Raw genomic sequence first — 15,812 nt, 5'->3', positions numbered from 1 at the left:
ACAGGGAAAGACAGAGATATGCCCCAGAAACTCAAGATCGCCGTGAAGCCGACCTTCGTCGCACCGGTGGTGATGCGCGTGCCAGGTGACGGCCAGGTCGAGGAAGTGCGCTTCAGCGCCGTCTTCAAGCGCCTGACCAAGTCGGAAAACGACACCCTGCAGTCGCGCCTCGAAGGTCGCACCCTGACCGACAGGGAACTGCTCGACATGGTGCTGGCCGACTGGAAGGGCCTGGACGGCGACGATGGCGCGCCCTTCATCTGCACCGCCGAGAACCGCGCGGCGGCGGTGGAAGAGTGGCCGTCCTTCGAGGCCGCCATTGCCTACAGCTACTTCGAACACGCGTACCCGGCCGCAGTAAAAAACTGAGAGGCGCCGCGCGCCTCGTGCTCGGAGCAGCGCATCGCGTCCACGACGAGCTGGACGACGATCTCCGCAGCCAGTGCGCGTCGCTCGGTCTCGATCCGGTCAGGCTCGTCTCTTCGACGGCCAGCGGCGGCGGCCCGCCACCCTTCGAGCTATGGCCCGAACACCAGGAAGCATTCGAGGTGTTCCATGCCTGCCGAACGCAGTGGCGGGTCGTCGCAGGGGTGGCGGGCGCGTGGTTCCAGGGCCTCGACTTCGGCGCCGTCGACGTCGCCATGAAGCGCCTCGGCATCCCCCGCGCACGCCAGCGCGAAGTGTTCCTGCAGCTGCAGGTGATGGAAGACGAAGGCATCGCGGTGCTGAACGTCTAGCGGCGCTGCGAGGGCCTCCGGCCATCGAAGAAGCATGGGGCCGGCAGATGTCGGCCTCATTTTTTTCTTAGCTCAAACGGACCATACAGACATGGCTGCTGAACAAACAAACGGAGCTCTTGCGGGCTCTTCGCTGGTGACCAAGGAGTTGCCCGCCACAACGAACGCGCTGAAGGAGCTTGCCGGCGCTGCCACCCAGATGACCGCCGCCCTTCGAGCTAACCCACGCATCGAGCTTGCTGTGAAGGCGGGTCGCTTTGTGGTCGAAGGCGCTGTCGATGGCATGAGAGAAGACGCGACTTACTCTCAAGCAAGGACGTCGAGTGGCAACTATGCCTCCGTGACGAACGACGAGCTCCGAAGAATGGAAATAGCGATCGCCGGGCCTGCCGGATCGCGAGCGAAAGCGGCAGAAGCCCTGAGCGGCATGGTCGCCTCTGGCCAGGTGCAACGTCATGTTCTGCAGCAAGCAGCCACGGCAGCCTTCGAATTGAATCGGCGGGGTGTCCCGATCAACGATACCGTGGGAGAGTTCAAGAAGCTGGCAAGCGATCCGCTGGGGTACTCCAAGGAGCTCAACGCAAAGAGCAACTTCCTCACTCCTGAAAACGCCAAGCAGATCGCAGATTTTGTGATTCGAGGCGATAACCAAGCCGCCGCCGCCGTCGCGCAAAAAGCCTTTGCTACGGACTCGATCCAGAAATCCCGACAAGAGATCCAGGACATGTTTGTTGTGGATCGGGCACGCATGCTTGCGCGTGAGTTCGGCGATCTACCCAAGGACCTCGTGCGCAATGTCGGCCGAGGTACCACGACGCGGCAAGACTACGAGCGCGCCGCAACGGCGCGTGACAACCGCATGCGCCGAGATGGCGGTGCCGGCAGTCCCATGGCCGAGACTGGAGGAGGTGCTGTCGTCGGCTTCCCGCACAGACCCGCATCGCAGTACTGGGTCGACGAACCCGAGAGGCTGAGAGAACTGGGCCTGCTGAAAGGCAGGCAGGCGACGGCGCAAGGCGCGCGCGCAAGTGAAGCCAAGTCCGCGGTCGACGCGGCCGTGGAGGCCAAGGAAACCAGCGACGTCGAAAGAGTTGCCGATGTGTTTGTCGCCAAACTGTCGGCTCACCAGAGCAAAAGGGCTCCAGCTCCATCGGTATCCGGCTCCGCGGAACGCTCACGCAGCTCGTCGGCAGCTCGCGGTCTGGATGCTGGCATCCAGCATGCCGAGCGCGATGGCTTGCGGTCTCGCATCGAGGTCGTCTGCTGCGACTGCAAGGCTGGCGCGACGGATTCGTCGAAGCAAGCTGCAGACAAAGGTCGCGCGGAAGGCGGCGAAGAGCGCACCGAGCAGTCACCGCTCGAATCCGCAAAGACGCGCCAGGGCGAGTTGCTCGAATCGATGCGCAAGTCGACTTCCAGTGTTCTCGAGCAAACGACGGCGCTGGAAGCGCAGAACGTCGCACACGGCAAGACCAAGTCGGCTCTGAAAGAACTGACGATCGCGCAGCTCGAGCGCCAGTACCAGGACCTCGACAACACCGAGCAGGTCATTCCCGGTTATCTCGATGCCTTGGAGGCACGTATCGGCGCGGAGAAGAAGCTTCTGACGGTCACGCGCGATGCCGAAGGCATAGAAGCCGCGGAGAAAGAAAAGAAGAAGAACGAGGACAAGGCCAAGAAGATGTCCGACGACATCGGCGGTGCCTTCCGCGAAGGCTTCGTGAACCTGCTGGAAGGCAAGGACAACGCACTCGACAAGCTGGGCGAATCGCTCAAGAAGAAGATCACTGCGTCGGTCGCCGACGCGCTCTATGACGCGACGTTGAAGCCGGCCGTCGAGGCGTTCTCCAGCTGGCTTCCCGGCGCGTTCAAGGGGATCTTTTCCGGTGGCAGCGGAGGCGGCAGCACTGGCTCGAGTTCGGGTTCCGGCGGAAGCTGGTTCGGCAGTCTCCTGAGCGGCGTGCTGAGCATCTTCGGCATCGCCAGCGCCAAGGGCAACGTCTTCGCCTCCCCCGGCCTGCACGCCTACGCCAACAGCGTCGTCAGCCAGCCCACGTTCTTCCCCTTCGCCAGCGGCATCGGCCTCATGGGCGAAGCCGGCCCCGAAGCCATCATGCCCCTGCGCCGCGGCGCGGACGGCCGCCTCGGGGTCAGTGCGCCTGGCGGTGGCGGCAATGCCGTGCCGACGATCCAGTTCGCGCCATCCAACGTCTTCCACATCGACGCCCGCTCCGACCGCGGCGCGGTGATGGCCGACATGCAACGCCTGCTCGCGGAGAACAACCGCGGCCAGATGGAACAACTCAAGCGCGTGAAGGTGCTTCCCCAATGAACATCGTGACACTTCCGTCCGATCTGCCCGTGAAGCGGCAGGACTTCGGACTCCAGGCCTACGACTTGACTTTCAGCAACAGCGAATCGGGCGCGATGCAGGTGGCGGTGCTCGGACCGGCGCGTCGCACCTGCACACTGGTCAGCGAGGAGCGCATTCCGCTGATGCGCGATGCCGCAGCCTGGCGCTCGCTCGTGCATTCGATGCGCGGCCAGGTCAACGTGCTGGCCGTGCACGACATGCTGCAGCCTGTGCCGCGCGGCACCGCGCGCGGTGCGTGGACCGCGGTGGCTGCGCCCGCGGGAGCCTCCGAGCTGACCATTCGCATGGGCGCTTCGCAGGCCGACAAGACCCTGCTGCAGGGCGATTGGATCGGCGTCAACCAGGGCTCCAACCAGCGGCAGATGCTGCACGTGCAGGCCGATGCGGTGGCCGACGCCGCGGGCGTGATCACCGTGCGGTTCGAGCCCGTACTGCGCACCTCCGTAGTGGCCGGCAGCGCGGTCGTCTGGGACCGGCCGACCTGCCTGATGAGGCGGGTCGACAGCAAGACCACCTGGGCCTCGGAGTCGCGCACGCAGGGCGGTTTCAGCCTGGACCTGATGGAGGCCTGGGAACAATGACCATCCTGACCAGCTCCGGCTTTCAAGCGGCCGCGCGCTCCCAGACCTACGGCCAGTTGGCCCTTGTCGAGCTCAAGCTGCGCAGCGGCACGGCGCGCTTCACGAACTGGCCGCTCAGCCTCCAGCTGATGGGCGAGACGTGGCAGGGCGTGGGCAATCTCGGTTCCATCGGCGAGCTTCACGAAAGCGAGGACGGTGCGGCGGAGAAGCTGACGCTCACGCTGTCGCCCGTCGACATCGGAACACGCGCGCTCGCGCTCGGCGACCCGAGCGAATACCAGGACAGGGGCGTGCGCGTGTGGATCGCGCTGCTCGACGCCGGCACCTTGCAGATCAGCGGCGAGCCGGTGCTGCGCTTCGCTGGCGTCATGGACCAGATGAAGGTCGAGCGCGACGGCACCACCGCAAAGATCGCTATGGAGTGCCGCACGGCCTCCTATGACGTGCGCTCGAACCCCGCTTCCCTGCGGACCAACGATGCCCAGCACCAGGTCAGGCACCCCGGCGAGCGGGGTTTCGAGTACCTGAATTCCATGATCGGGTCGCCCACCGTGTGGGTCAACAAGTACCTGCAGATGGCACTGAACTACTGGGCCCGAGCACGAGGCAAATGAACATGACGAAGAACCTGGACGATTTCATCGCGGCACGAAGAGACGTGCCCTTCGAGTACTTCCGACACGACTGCGCGCACATCGCGGCCGACTGGATCATCGCGCGCACGGGCAAGGACCCGCTGGCGGACCTGCGTGCGGCCGATGCGCCTGTCGGAAGAAAGAACCTGTTGGCGGCGATGCGTGTCGTGCGCGCGGCCGGCGGGTTTCTGCCGGCCGCCACCGCGCGGCTCGGCCCCTCCCTGCCCGGTGCGATGGCGCAGCGCGGCGACGTGGTGTTGGCGCGCAGTGGCGGCAAGGTGGGGCGCGTGTCGGGCTACAGCTTCGGGATCTGCACGGGGTCGCACATCGCGGCGCCGGCGGCTGATCGGCTGATTTTCTTGCCACTTGGTGCGGGGGTTGCGACATGGCGCGTCTGATCCGTCTCACACTCCTCCTCGGTGCCCTTCTTGGGGTGTGCACTGCTGCGATGGCAGAGCCCGTTTCCATTCTTAGTGCGATCGGGTCGGCTGTAGGCGCAGCTGCGGGGGCCGCTGCCGCTGTGGGCGGCATGATCGTTTCGGCCGCTCTGTCCATCGTGTCGAGTGCCTACGGCAACATGCAAGCCAAGAAGCAGGCCAAGGCCGCAGCGGCACGCAAGCTCGCCGAAGACGTTGCGAACATCAAGGAGCGCACCACCACGATCCTCGCGTCCGATGCGCCGCATACCGTCATCTACGGCGAGCCCGCGCCGGTTGGTGGTGCCGTCGTGGCAGTGCTCACAGGCGGCGAGTTCAGCCATCTGAAGCACGTCGTGATGGTTCTGGCCGCGCACCCTTGCGAAGCCGTGACCGACATCCAGATCGAGGGCATCTCGATTGGTGCGCTCGACGCTAACGGCTACTCGTCGAACCCGGAATTCATCGTCACTGATTCGGAATCGATCGGCGGTGGCATCCCTGGCGTCAACGTGCAGATCCACCTGTCGCCCAATGGCGTCGATACGGCCGATGCGTACATGCGCGCGAACCTCGATCCGTGGCCCGCGAGCAAGGGCCTGTGGACCGATGCGCACAAGCTCAGCGGCTACACGTACATCGTCGTCACGCTCAATCTCTTCGTCGAGCGCTTCCAGGGCGGCCTGCCAACCATCACCGCCAGCGTTAAGGGCAAGAAGGTCTACGACCCGCGCACCGGCGCGACCGTATACAGCCGCAACCCTGCGCTGTGCCTGGCCGACTTTTTGCGCTCGGAAGAGGGCTACCTGGCCTCCAACGACCAGATCGACCAGAACGCGCTGATCGTTGCCGCCAACGCTTGCGACACGGCCATCTACAACCCCGCCACGGTCGCGGCCGACAGGCCCAACTACGGCGGCAGCGTGGCGCGCTACACCTGCGACGGCATGTTCCGCTCCGACCAGGACCGCGACAGCACGCGGCAGCAGCTCGAAGACACGATGGCCGGCTACAGCCTCGAGTCGGGCGGCGTATGGCGCATCCTGGCCGGTGCCTGGACCACGCCCGTTCTCTCGCTGACCGACGAGGACCTGCTGGCGCCCATCACCGTGGTGCAGACCTGCAACCCCGGCACCGCGCGCTACAACGGCGCAAGGGGCACGTACGTCAACCTCACGCGCAACGGCGTGTCGGAAGACTTCAAGCAGTACCAGAACGCGGTCTTCCGCGAGAACGACCAGAAGGACAAATTCCTCGACCTCGTGCTGCCCTTCACCACGGCCCATGCGCGCACCCACCAGATCGCACGCGTGCTGGTGGAGCAGAGCCGCGGCGGCTTCGTGCTGCAGGTCCATCCGAAGATGCTGGCGTGGCACCTGCAGCCGGGTGACCGCATCCTGCTGACCAGCGCGCTGTACGGCTTCGCCAACAAGCCGTTCCGGGTGCAGGACTGGACCTATTCGATGAGCTCGCCGCTCTCGTTCCAGGTCATCGAGGACGAAGAGACTTTCTACGACACCGCCGACGAGGTGCTGCGCGACCCGTCACCCAACACCAATCTGCCCAACCCCTTCCTGCTGCCGCAGCCCCCGCTCGACCTGAAGGTGCGCAGCGGCCAGGAGCAGATGGTGCAGCAGGGCGGCACGCTGGTGATCCGCGCGCGCGTGAGCTGGTCCGCATCGGCGGAGGATGCCGTGCGCCGCGGCGGGAACGTGCAGGTTCAATGGCGCACGACCACGCCGGTCGGCGATTGGCAGAGCGTCACCCTGCCCGGCACCGCCACCGAGACCTTCCTGCTCGGCCTGGAAGTGCATGGTGAATACCAGGTGCGCGCACGGTTCATGACGGCCTACGCGTCCAGCTACTGGACGATGGTCACCCACACGCTGCAGGGCGCGAGCGTGAAGCCGGGCGACGTCGAGGGGCTGAGCCTCGCCGTCGAACCGAACGGCGTGGTGGCACGCTGGTCGGCTCCTGCGGGCATTGATCTGCTCGAATGGGGGGCGACGCGGATCTTCGTCGGCCCGACCTTCGAGACGGCGGTGGAGCGGTGGACCGGCAAGGCCCTCACCGCGAACATCGGATGGCTGCCCACGGGCGCGGTGAAGGTCTGGGCGCAGCACGGCAACACGCAAGGGGTCTGGGGCATCCCGATCTCGACCACCATCGAGATCGCGCCACCCGCGCAACCGATCGTGCGAGGCGAGGTATGGGGCTCGCAGATCGAGCTGGCCTGGCAGCCGTGCGGCACCACGCAGCCGATCTCAGCGTACATCGTCAAGGTGGGGCCGACGCTGGCCGAGGCGGTCGAGATCGGGCGTACGGGTTCGCTCAACTTCGTGCGCAACGAGCCGGTGGCCGCGACGCGGGTCTACTGGGTGACTGCGTTCGATGCGGCGGGCAATGGGAGCGATGCCGGCTATGTCCAGCTCGCCTCGTTGCCGTCGATCGACGATGCGATCAAGGAACTGCAGGAGGGCCTCGACGAGCAGATCGCGGACCTGCTGAACGTCAATTCGGGCATCAGCGAGCGCCTGGTCGATGAGGCCATCGAACGCGGCACCGCGATCACGCACGTGGAGAAGGTCGTCAGCGACACGGCCGAGCAGTTGGCGCAGCGCATCGACATCGTCTCTGCGCGTGCCGTCGGCTATGTGCGTGCCAACCTGGTGTTCAACGGTGGGTTCGAGTTCGATCTCGACAAGTGGGATCAGCAAGGCAACGACTGGAATGTCGTGGAGGACGACTGGGGTGCTTCGGCGCGGCTGCAGGCTGCAGTTCCTGCCGGCGGTCGCTTGGTCAGCGACAGCTTTCCTGCAAAGCCGGGGAGCTGGTATGCGGCGTCGGGCGATTCGATGTTCGAGAGCGACACGGGCCGCAGCGGCTTCGCGATCGAGTTCTTCGACGCGAGCGGGAAGTCATTGGCCGATGTGAGCAACATTAAGGATGGGCGGCATGCGTTCATGAACGAGCAAATCCGGCGCAACGACTTCGCGGTCGAAGCGCTGGCGCCGGTGGCGGCCGCCACGGGGCGGGTCTCGTTCCGATGGAGTGACTACACCGCAGGCGGGGCGATCGGTGTGCGATTCGTGAAGATCGAGCAGGGGCGTTTCCCTGTGACGCCCTATACCTCGGAGGCCAGCGATCGAGGCGCCGTGGCTGCGATCCGTAATGAGGTGACGGCTCGTGTGACGGCCGTTTCCGCGGAAGCCGACATGCGTAGTTCTCTCGTCTCGCGTGTCGACGACATGGAGGCTGCTGTCGAACACGTGTCGCGTACTCAGGTCGACGACATGGGTAAGTTGTCGGCCAAGTGGGGCGTGAAGGTAGTCGCAGGCAACAAGGTTGCGGGAGTGCTGCTGAATAACGATGGCCAGGAGAGCAATTTCACGGTACTGGTCGATCGTTTCGCTGTGGCGCAGCAAGCAGCCGGCGGCGTCACAAAGTACCCCTTCGTGGTCGGCGCAGTGGCCGGGACATCAACCGTGGGCATCGACGGCACGCTGGTGGTCGACGGCAGTATCCTCGCGCGCTCGATCAGCGTAGACCGGTTGTCGGCAATCACCTCTCGCCTGGGTTATGTCAACGCGGGCCAGGTCGACATCTCCGGGGACGGTGTGGGCGGCTGGGGTTTCCTGCGCAGCGCGAACAAGTGGATCGGCGACAACAGCTGGGGATGGATTCTTGCGCGCCACTCCGGCGGCGACACCTTCGTCGAACTGAACTGCAACGGCATGGGGCTGCAGATGCAGAACGCCACCGGCCGGTTCCGGTTGTGGGGGCCGGGCTTCAACCTGCAGAACGAAGGGCTGACGATCAATCAACTGGATGTGATCGATACGTTGAATCTGCGTGGTCAGGCCGTGACGGTGCCTTCTTTCGCGTCGTCCGCGTCGAACACGGTCTCGGTCAATCACTTCATACCTGGCAGCGTGCCGTTGGAGACTTTCATCCAGGGCTCTGTCTTCGTGATGCAGACGGCCTATGTCTCTCTGTACGTCGACGGTGCGCTGCGATGGCTGGGAGCCGGCATTGCCGGGACCACCGTGACCGGTGGTATCCAGGTGTCTCTGAACCCTGGCTGGCACTCGATCAGTCTCATTACTCCCGCGCAGGTCGGCACCGCCGGCTCTTCCATCTACGCGCTCTCCACGCGCCGCTGAACCATGCCTCACTTCACTGTCTACAACACCCGCACCGGCGAGATCCGCTGCACCGGAACGCAAGCCACCGTCGAGTGGTGCCGTGCTCAGGCAGGGCCCGGAGAGTCCGTCTATCTGGGGCCGGCAGAACCGGGTTCATACATCCGTAACGGCTCTCCCGAGCTGCTGCCTGAGCGACCGAGCGAGCGTCATGTCTTCGACTGGTCGTCGCATGCCTGGCGCGATCCGCGCACGCCGGATGACCGGAGGGCTCAGCTCAAGGCCGACCTCGCCGAGCAACGCTGGAGCGCGGAGACCGGCGGCCTGACGCTGCCGGGCGGGCTGCGCGTGCGAACGGGCCGCGAAGACCGCGCGGCGCTTGCCCAGATGCTGGTCGAGATGGACGCCGGAGCGATCGACAGCATCGACTTCAAGGCTGTCGATGGCTTCGTCACGCTCACGCGCGAAGAGGTGCAAGCCATCTCGCGCGCCATCGCCGATCACGTGCAGGCCTGCTTTTCCGCCGAGCGCGCAGCCCATGTCTTCATCGACGGGCTCGACGCCTCAGACATCCCGGCCAGCTGCAACCTGGCCGACTTCATGGGCGAACAGCCCGCCGACAACCTCTCGCTTGCATAACCAACCAACCCGAACCAGGAGCTTCGAATGGCATATTCATCCGCATCCGCCAACGCTTTCGTCAAACTGATCCTTCTCGGCACGCCCATCGCCGGGCTGGCCGACAACGCCTCCGCGAACCCGTCGACGGATCTCTACATCAGTCTTCTCACAGCCGCTCCCGGTGCCGGCGCCAACCAGAGCACCAACGAACTGGTGTATCCGGGCTATGCACGGATCGCCGTGCCGCGCAGCCCGGCGGGCTGGTCGGTGATCGGGAACGAGGCATTCCTGGTGAATGCGCTCGAGTTCCTGGAAGTGGCCGGCACGGCCGTGGGCACGGCCACGCACCTGGGCATCGGCACCGCGGCCGCGGGCAATGGCCTGCTGCTGCTGCACGGTGCTCTGACGCCGGTGATCCCGATCCAGGCCGGCGTGGTTCCGCGCCTGAAGACGTCGACCAAGGTCGCGTTTCTGACGGTCTGAACGGCACATCGCGATGGCACACAAGACAGCAGACCGCATTCTGGAGGCCAGCACCACCGTAGGGCTGGGCTCCTTCGCGCTGCAGGGCGCCGTCGATGCATATCGACCGTTCTCCGCAGCTGGCATGGCAGAGGGAGACACCTGCCACTACATGATCAACGCGGTCGACTCGGTCGGCCGCCCAACCGGCCTGTTCGAACTGGGCCGGGCCACGATGACCGGCGGCGCGCTCGCGCGCACCCTGGTCATTGCATCGAGCAACGACGGCGCGAAGGTCGACTTTCCGGAAGGGCCGAAGCAGATCGGGCTGACCATTCTCTCGGCTTCCACCGAGCAGTTGAAGGCCGACTGGCAGGAGGCGCTGGGCCTCGACCAGACGGGCATGGTCTGCTACTTCGCGCAGGCGACGCCGCCCGCGGGCTACCTGAAGCGCAACGGGGCGGCGGTTTCGCGTACGACTTATGCGCGGCTCTTCGCGAAGATCGGTACGACTTACGGGACGGGGGATGGTTCGACCACCTTTAATCTGCCCGATGGGCGGGGGGTGTTCGATCGAGGGCTGGACGATGGACGGGGGTTCGATCCTGATCGAACGCTTGGTTCCTATCAGGAAAGTGCCAATCTGGCACACGCACACCCCGTCGCCGACCCAGGTCATGCTCATGCGATTACCGATCCTGGCCATGCGCATGGCGTTGCTGATCCCGGCCATGCGCATGGTGCTTGGACGGATCAACAAGGCTGGCACGGCCACACCTACTCGCGCACACACATGTCTGGTGTAGGCGCGGGCATTTCCGGTGTTCTCGGAAATATCACGGATGGATACGAAACTTTGGGCACCGACGGCAGCGGAAATCACGGGCACAACGTTGGAGTGGGGGCATCCGGTACAGGGATCGGCATTTACGCGTCTGCGACTGGGATCACGATCAAGAACAGCGCCACCGGAATCTCCGTGAACAGCAATGGCAGCACGGAGGCTCGTCCCCGCAACACCGCCTACCTCGCATGCATCAAGTACTGACCATGAAAACAAAGACCGTCTATTCATTCGGCCCCGACCGCGTCTACATCGGCCCCATCGTGCTCGACGAGAGCGACCTCTCGCCCGCCGACGAAGGCGAGGTGTGGCTGGTTCCAGGCAATTGCCTGATCGCGGAGCCGCCGCCTCCCGTCGAAGGCAAGCGCTATTTCGCTGCCGCCAACGGCATGTGGATCGCCGAGGACATTCCCGTGCCGGAGCCAGTTCCCGAACCATCGGCGCGGCCGGAGCCAGAAGTGCCCGGCATCGAGCAACCGGCGACGCCCGAACCGCACGAGCCGACTCTCGAAGAACGTGCCGCAGCCTTGCGCGACGGGGTGCAGAAGCATCTCGACAGCACAGCGGCCGCTTACGGCTTCGACGACATCAGGACCGCGGTCACCTACGCTGAGGAGCCGGCCGTCCCGCGCTTCCAGGCGCAAGGCCGTGCCTTCCGCGCATGGCGCTCGCTGGTGTGGGACTTCTGCTATTCGCTGCAGGACAAGGTCACGGCAGGCCAGGCCGAGGAGCCGACGCTGGAGCAGCTGCTGCCGATGCTGCCCGTGTGCGACTTCCTTGCGTTCGAACCGGCGGCCGGGTCGCCATCGGAGTAGCCCCATGTACGGCGCATTGACCTTCGGGGCCTCGGCCTTCGGCGCCAAGCCGTTCTCGGGTGCGCTCGTCTACGAGGTCGCGGGCTATCTGGCCGGGGACGCCAGCCTGGTCGGGATCGGCGCAAGCCGGGCTTCGTCCTCCGGCCTGCTGGAGCTGGCGGCCTACGCCACGGGCGGCCTGGTGGCCGTGCGCAGCGCGGTTGGGGCGATGACGCAGGGTGCCACGCTCGAAGCCCCCGCATCGATCGTGTCCAACGTCTCCGGCCTGATGCCGCAGTCCGCACCGCTGCTCGGTGTGGGCGTGGGCGTGGTGTCTTCGGAGGGCGATGTCGAGGCGGCGGCGGACTTCCTCGGCTATCGCCTGCGAGCGTACGACCAGCTTTTTCCTGCGAACGTTGCCAATGGCGACATCGTCCAGATCGGATCGCGGCTGTACGAGTGGCGCGCCAATGCCGGGCGGTGGCGCCCGGCGGGGCCGGCTTCCTAGCAAGAAGACCGGGTGAGAGGACGGAAAACCCGCGCAGGTGCACGTCATCCAGGCGTGGACCCTGTGAAGATGAGTATTATTCTCATCTTCTCGGGCTTTCCTTCCCCTCCTCCATGAATCTCCGAACGACCTCGCACGCCGTCCGGCGCGCGTCGTGACCGCGGGCGTTCGTTACCGCCTGAGCGTGGCTTCGCGCGCCGTAGCCGCTATCGCAGGCGGCTACGGCGTCGCCGCGCTGTCATCCGTGGTGCTTGCGCTGAGCCTGCCCGCCATCTTCGGCATGGCCCGCAGCGAGGCCACGATGACCGGCCTGCTCGCTTCCTTCGCCGTCTTCGCGTTCGCGGTGATGTGGGTCTTCGCGGCGCGTACGGCATCGCGTGCGTGGGCGGGCCTTGCCGCTGCCGCGGCCGTGCTGGGCCTGCTCGCGTGGCTCATGCATGCCACCGGAGGCGCCGCGTGAAGGAGGGCTTCCGCCAGTCGATGGCATGGCTTCACACCTGGTCGGGCCTGCTGGTCGGCTGGGTGCTGTTCATGGTGTTCGCGGCCGGCACGGCCTCGTATTTCAAGGACGAGATCACCTTCTGGATGAAGCCGGAGCTGCACGCGGCAGCCGCACGCACGGAGGTTCCGCCGGCCCAGGCGGCCGAGGGCGCGGTGGCCTATCTCCAGAAGCACGGCGCCGGCAGCCCGCGCTGGTTCATCAACCTGCCGACCGAGCGCCAGCCGTCGACCGACGTGCTGTTTCTCGCCACGCCCGCCTCGACTGCCGCCCCCGGCGACAAGCCGCGCCGCCGCTTCGACCGTGTCTCGCTCGACCCCGCCACCGGCGAGGCCCTCTCCGCGCCGCGCGTGACGCGCGGCGGCGAGTTCTTCTACCGCCTGCATTTCGACCTGCACTACATGCCCGCGCTGTGGGCGCGATGGATCGTCGGCTTCTGCGCGATGTTCATGCTGGTGGCGATCTTCAGCGGCATCGTCACGCACAAGCGCATCTTCAAGGACTTCTTCACCTTCCGCCCGAAGAAGGGCCAGCGCTCCTGGCTCGACGCGCACAACGTGACGGCGGTGCTCGCGCTGCCCTATCACCTGATGATCACGTACACGGGCCTGGTCACGCTGATGTTCATGTACATGCCCTGGGCGCCGCAGGCGGCCTACAAGGATCGCGGCGGCGAGCAGGCCTTCTTCTCCGAGGTCTTTCCCGGCGGCGGCCGCGACCAGGTCAAGGCCTCGGGCAACAGGGTCCCGCTCGCGCCCATCGCGCCGATGATGGCGCAGGCCTCCGCGCACTGGAACGGCGCTCCCGTCGGTCGCGTCACCGTGCACCAGCCCAACGACGCCAACGCGGTCGTCGCGCTCACCCGCGCCGAGGGGCCGCAGCTCTCCTACGACAAGCCATCGATGCTTTTCAACGGCACCACCGGCGCGCTGATCGGCGCCTACGGCGACGTGCCCAAGCCCGCGGCCGAAACGCGCGGCGTGCTCTATGGCCTGCACATCGCGCGCTTCGGTGATCCGCTGCTGCGCGCGCTTTTCTTCCTCTCGGGGCTCGCGGGCTGCCTGATGGTGGCGACGGGACTTCTGCTGTGGGCCGTGAAGGAGCGCCAGAAGTTCGCGAAGACGCTCAAGCAGGGTGGGCGCGTGAGCATCGGACTGCGGCTGGTCGACGGCCTGAACCTCGGCGCCATCGCCGGCCTGCCCGTCGCGATGGCTTCCTTCTTCTGGGCCAACCGCCTGTTGCCGGTGGGCATGGCCGAGCGTGGCGAGGCGGAGATCCGCTGGTTCTTCATCGTCTGGGGCGCGGCCGCAGTGCTCGGCCTGCTGCGGCCCACGCTGCGCATGTGGCAGGCACAGCTCGCGGCTGGCGCGTTGCTCTTCGTTCTGCTGCCGGTGCTCAATGCGTTCACCGGTCCTGCGCCGCTGACCGTCAGCCTGCGCGCCGGACCGAGCGCGGTGGCGGGCTTCGACCTCGTCGCGATCGCGCTGGGCCTGGGGTTCGCGGGCGCGGTGTGGATCGTCGAGCGCAAGCGGCGCAAGTCGATGGCTGCAAGGCAGCAGGTAGAGAAGAAACCGCCGCCATCGCCACAACAGCCGCAGCAGTCGTCGACGCTCGCCCCGTCGGGCCAGGGTTCGTGACGGTAATGGATTCGTCCCTCCTCTCCCTCGTGTTCGCCGCATCGCTCGCGGGCTTCTGCGCGCTGAGCCTCGCGATGGACCGCCACAGCGAGGACGTCTATGGGCGAGGCAGCACGCCGGGCCCGTGGCGACGCTGGCTGCAGCTCGGCGGAGCGCTGCTGCTGTGCCTGTCGCTGGGCGCCAGCCTGCGCGCGGCGGGCAGCGCGATCGGCTGGGTGCTCTGGCTGGGTGCGCTCACGGCGGCTGCGTGGTCGACCGTGGGGCTGCTCAGCTATGCGCCGCGCCGCTTTCACTGGATCGCGTTCACGGCCACGGCCGTCGCGCTGTGCAGCCTGCTGGCGAGCCTCTTGCCGCCGTTGTCCGCGCCGCTCACGCCGTGACGGAGGCGGTGGGCAGCGCCTGTCCGCTCATCGCGCCTTCCACCGCCGAAACATAAAGCCGCGCGGCTTCATGCGGGCCGCCGCACCGAGCTGCCGCCCGAGAGCACACCCTGCGTCATCGGCAGCGCCATGAAGTCGTGCGGGAAGCCCATCGACACGGCGCTGGCCGCTTCCAGGCGCTGCAGCGCATCGGCGTCGAGCTGAACCTCGAGCGCGCCGAGGTTGTCCTCGAACTGCGCGAAGGTGCGCGCGCCGATGATCGGCATCACCGTCGGCGCGCGGCGCTGCAGCAGCCACGCCAGCGCGATCTGCGCGCTCGGCCGGCCCTGCTCCCGTGCGACCTGCCCCACCGCTTCGGCGATCTCCAGCGAGCGGGCGCTGAGCGCGCCGTTGCCCACGGCCACGTCCTTGCGCGAACCCTTCACGCCCGAGGCCGGGGCGTTGCGATGATCGAGGTCGGCGCGCGTGTACTTGCCCGAGAGCACGCCGCTGCCCAGCGGCGACCATGCCAGCACGCCCAGGCCGAGTTCCTGCGCCATCGGCAGCAACTCGCGCTCCACGGTGCGCTCGATCAGGCTGTACTCGATCTGCAGCGCCACCAGCGGCGCCCAGCCGCGCAGTTCGGCCAGCGTCTGCATGCGCGCGATCTGCCAGGCCGGCGTGTCGGAGATGCCCGCGTACAGCACCTTGCCCGAGCGCACGAGGTCGTCGAAGGCGCGCATCACTTCCTCGAAGGGCGTGAGCCCGTCCCAGATGTGCAGGTACAGCAGGTCGATGTAGTCGGTGCCCAGCCGCTTCAGGCTGGCCTCCACCGAGCGCACCATGTTGCGGCGGTGGTTGCCGCCCGCGTTGGGGTTGCCCGGCTGCATGTTCAGCGAGTACTTGGTGGCCACCACCACCGACTCGCGTCGGTCGGCGATGAACTGGCCCAGCAGCTTTTCCGAGCTGCCGTTGGTATAGAAGTTGGCGGTGTCGATGAAGTTGCCGCCGCGCTCCACGTAGAGGTCGAACATGCGGCGCGATTCGCCCGCGTCGGCGCCCCAGCCCCATTCCTGGCCGAAGGTCATGGTGCCCAGCGACATGGGGCTGACGCGCAGGCCCGAGCGGCCGAGGGTGATGTAGTCGTCCAGCTTCATGATTCAGATTCCTTTCGTGCGTGCGTTTCGAGGTTGAAGGCGGCGA

The 15,812-nt window shown here is 66.4% G+C and carries 16 protein-coding genes; 15 read left to right on the top strand and 1 reads right to left on the bottom strand.

What is annotated here, in order from left to right:
* The first annotated feature begins 18 nt into the window (after nt 1–18).
* The 15 genes from ABL844_RS31760 to ABL844_RS31690 all read left to right on the top strand — a co-directional run bounded on the left by ABL844_RS31760 (nt 19) and on the right by ABL844_RS31690 (nt 14,630).
* Nucleotides 19–369, top strand: coding sequence for a hypothetical protein (locus ABL844_RS31760; protein ID WP_369660281.1), 351 nt, complete (start codon nt 19–21; stop codon nt 367–369).
* 17 nt (nt 370–386) lie between these two features.
* A complete protein-coding gene (locus ABL844_RS31755; protein WP_418130086.1) occupies nt 387–737 on the top strand; it encodes a DUF1799 domain-containing protein in 351 nt (116 codons plus the stop codon).
* Nucleotides 738–828: 91 nt separating this feature from the next.
* Complete coding sequence (locus tag ABL844_RS31750) at nt 829–3,069, top strand: phage tail length tape measure family protein (RefSeq protein ID WP_369660283.1); 2,241 nt, start codon at nt 829–831, stop codon at nt 3,067–3,069.
* Entirely contained in the window at nt 3,066–3,692 is a 627-nt protein-coding gene (locus ABL844_RS31745) for a hypothetical protein (RefSeq protein WP_418130085.1), read from the top strand. Before ABL844_RS31750 ends, ABL844_RS31745 begins: the two co-directional genes overlap by 4 nt.
* Nucleotides 3,689–4,306, top strand: a complete 618-nt coding sequence (locus tag ABL844_RS31740) for a hypothetical protein (RefSeq protein WP_418130084.1) — start codon at nt 3,689–3,691, stop codon at nt 4,304–4,306. Before ABL844_RS31745 ends, ABL844_RS31740 begins: the two co-directional genes overlap by 4 nt.
* A gap of 2 nt (nt 4,307–4,308) precedes the next feature.
* Nucleotides 4,309–4,725 (top strand): DUF6950 family protein, encoded by a 417-nt coding sequence (locus ABL844_RS31735; protein WP_418130083.1) that lies wholly within the window; start codon nt 4,309–4,311, stop codon nt 4,723–4,725.
* 131 nt (nt 4,726–4,856) lie between these two features.
* Nucleotides 4,857–8,906, top strand: a complete 4,050-nt coding sequence (locus tag ABL844_RS31730) for a phage tail tip fiber protein (RefSeq protein ID WP_418130082.1) — start codon at nt 4,857–4,859, stop codon at nt 8,904–8,906.
* Between the two features lie 3 nt (nt 8,907–8,909).
* Complete coding sequence (locus ABL844_RS31725) at nt 8,910–9,524, top strand: DUF4376 domain-containing protein (protein WP_418130081.1); 615 nt, start codon at nt 8,910–8,912, stop codon at nt 9,522–9,524.
* 27 nt (nt 9,525–9,551) lie between these two features.
* Nucleotides 9,552–9,989 (top strand): phage tail fiber protein, encoded by a 438-nt coding sequence (locus ABL844_RS31720; RefSeq protein ID WP_418130080.1) that lies wholly within the window; start codon nt 9,552–9,554, stop codon nt 9,987–9,989.
* Nucleotides 9,990–10,002: 13 nt separating this feature from the next.
* Complete coding sequence (locus ABL844_RS31715) at nt 10,003–11,016, top strand: phage tail protein (RefSeq protein WP_369660289.1); 1,014 nt, start codon at nt 10,003–10,005, stop codon at nt 11,014–11,016.
* Nucleotides 11,017–11,018: 2 nt separating this feature from the next.
* Entirely contained in the window at nt 11,019–11,627 is a 609-nt protein-coding gene (locus ABL844_RS31710; RefSeq protein ID WP_369660290.1) for a hypothetical protein, read from the top strand.
* 4 nt (nt 11,628–11,631) lie between these two features.
* Nucleotides 11,632–12,114 (top strand): hypothetical protein, encoded by a 483-nt coding sequence (locus tag ABL844_RS31705; protein WP_418130079.1) that lies wholly within the window; start codon nt 11,632–11,634, stop codon nt 12,112–12,114.
* A 154-nt stretch (nt 12,115–12,268) separates the two neighbouring features.
* A complete protein-coding gene (locus tag ABL844_RS31700) occupies nt 12,269–12,574 on the top strand; it encodes a DUF3649 domain-containing protein (RefSeq protein ID WP_418130078.1) in 306 nt (101 codons plus the stop codon).
* Nucleotides 12,571–14,250 (top strand): PepSY-associated TM helix domain-containing protein, encoded by a 1,680-nt coding sequence (locus tag ABL844_RS31695; protein ID WP_418130077.1) that lies wholly within the window; start codon nt 12,571–12,573, stop codon nt 14,248–14,250. The genes ABL844_RS31700 and ABL844_RS31695 overlap by 4 nt, the downstream gene beginning before the upstream one ends.
* Before the next feature lie 5 nt (nt 14,251–14,255).
* The gene (locus tag ABL844_RS31690) at nt 14,256–14,630 is read left to right on the top strand and encodes a DUF3325 domain-containing protein (protein ID WP_418130076.1); all 375 of its coding nucleotides are present in this window, start codon (nt 14,256–14,258) and stop codon (nt 14,628–14,630) included.
* A gap of 68 nt (nt 14,631–14,698) precedes the next feature.
* Here ABL844_RS31690 and ABL844_RS31685 read toward each other — a convergent pair whose 3' ends face one another.
* The gene (locus ABL844_RS31685) at nt 14,699–15,766 is read right to left on the bottom strand and encodes an aldo/keto reductase (protein ID WP_418130075.1); all 1,068 of its coding nucleotides are present in this window, start codon (nt 15,764–15,766) and stop codon (nt 14,699–14,701) included.
* Nucleotides 15,767–15,812: the final 46 nt, after the last annotated feature.

The organism is Variovorax sp. 278MFTsu5.1 (assembly GCF_048305045.1).
GTDB lineage: Bacteria > Pseudomonadota > Gammaproteobacteria > Burkholderiales > Burkholderiaceae_C > Variovorax > Variovorax guangxiensis.
This window is presented reverse-complemented; position numbering and strand designations above follow the sequence as displayed.

Bases quoted from the DNA above. Each gene is read 5' to 3' on its own strand.
- ABL844_RS31760 (WP_369660281.1), top strand. From the start codon at position 19: ATGCCCCAGAAACTCAAGATCGCCGTGAAGCCGACCTTCGTCGCACCG.
- ABL844_RS31750 (WP_369660283.1), top strand. From the start codon at position 829: ATGGCTGCTGAACAAACAAACGGAGCTCTTGCGGGCTCTTCGCTGGTG.
- ABL844_RS31745 (WP_418130085.1), top strand. From the start codon at position 3,066: ATGAACATCGTGACACTTCCGTCCGATCTGCCCGTGAAGCGGCAGGAC.
- ABL844_RS31740 (WP_418130084.1), top strand. From the start codon at position 3,689: ATGACCATCCTGACCAGCTCCGGCTTTCAAGCGGCCGCGCGCTCCCAG.
- ABL844_RS31735 (WP_418130083.1), top strand. From the start codon at position 4,309: ATGACGAAGAACCTGGACGATTTCATCGCGGCACGAAGAGACGTGCCC.
- ABL844_RS31730 (WP_418130082.1), top strand. From the start codon at position 4,857: ATGATCGTTTCGGCCGCTCTGTCCATCGTGTCGAGTGCCTACGGCAAC.
- ABL844_RS31725 (WP_418130081.1), top strand. From the start codon at position 8,910: ATGCCTCACTTCACTGTCTACAACACCCGCACCGGCGAGATCCGCTGC.
- ABL844_RS31720 (WP_418130080.1), top strand. From the start codon at position 9,552: ATGGCATATTCATCCGCATCCGCCAACGCTTTCGTCAAACTGATCCTT.
- ABL844_RS31715 (WP_369660289.1), top strand. From the start codon at position 10,003: ATGGCACACAAGACAGCAGACCGCATTCTGGAGGCCAGCACCACCGTA.
- ABL844_RS31710 (WP_369660290.1), top strand. From the start codon at position 11,019: ATGAAAACAAAGACCGTCTATTCATTCGGCCCCGACCGCGTCTACATC.
- ABL844_RS31705 (WP_418130079.1), top strand. From the start codon at position 11,632: ATGTACGGCGCATTGACCTTCGGGGCCTCGGCCTTCGGCGCCAAGCCG.
- ABL844_RS31690 (WP_418130076.1), top strand. From the start codon at position 14,256: ATGGATTCGTCCCTCCTCTCCCTCGTGTTCGCCGCATCGCTCGCGGGC.
- ABL844_RS31685 (WP_418130075.1), bottom strand. From the start codon at position 15,766: ATGAAGCTGGACGACTACATCACCCTCGGCCGCTCGGGCCTGCGCGTC.